2 protein-coding genes are annotated in these 589 nt (G+C 63.2%); both read left to right on the top strand.

Translation table 11 applies throughout. The annotated features are described in order from the left end of the window. Positions 1-243: hypothetical protein (locus tag LQT98_RS23670; RefSeq protein ID WP_231465701.1), on the top strand; the 243-nt coding region annotated here is incomplete at its 5' end. Beyond that, a partial coding sequence (locus tag LQT98_RS23665; protein ID WP_231465699.1) for a hypothetical protein occupies positions 228-589 on the top strand: 362 nt, incomplete at its 3' end. The genes LQT98_RS23670 and LQT98_RS23665, both read left to right, overlap by 16 nt.

Raw genomic sequence — 589 nt, 5'->3', positions numbered from 1 at the left:
TACTACTACCTGGACGGCAAGCAGATCGGCGCGGTGGCGAGCGTCGGTTACGGCACGCTGCGGGGTTTGGTGTCGGGCGGCATCCAGTCGCAAGTGAACGGCCAGCGGCCGAACTGGGGGCGATTGCGGCGGAATCGTTCGGCAGCGCGCTGGGCGATCAGGTGGCAAGCGGCCTGCAGAAGCGGGATCAGCAGCGGCAACAGCAGCAACAACGCTTGGCAGAGGCGATGGCGGAACAACTGACGGCTGCGCAACAGACGAGCTATGGCAGCCGTGGCGCGTTGGTGGCGGATGCGGGCAAGTGGCAGCGTGGGCAGGAGGCGATGAGCGGTGCCGGGTCGGAGGGCTTTGTGGATGAAGGGTCTCAACGGCCGATGGTTGCCAAGGTGGGCACGACTGAGGGGTTTAATTGGGAGAACACCATAGAGCTTGAGCCGGTCACGGTGACAGCCTCTCGTCCGGGTGCTTGGCAACGTTTTACAGGCAGCATGTTGGACACAGTGATCGATGGCAGCCTGGGAATGGCCCAATTGATCAGCGACCAAGGCTATTTGGCGGCGAGTCTGCTCAGCGGAGGCCTGATCGATGA

Source organism: Chromobacterium aquaticum (genome assembly GCF_021129195.1).
In the GTDB taxonomy this organism is placed as follows: Bacteria; Pseudomonadota; Gammaproteobacteria; order Burkholderiales; family Chromobacteriaceae; genus Chromobacterium; species Chromobacterium aquaticum.
The sequence above is the reverse complement of the archived record's forward strand: the minus strand, read 5'-3'. Positions and strand labels throughout refer to the sequence as shown.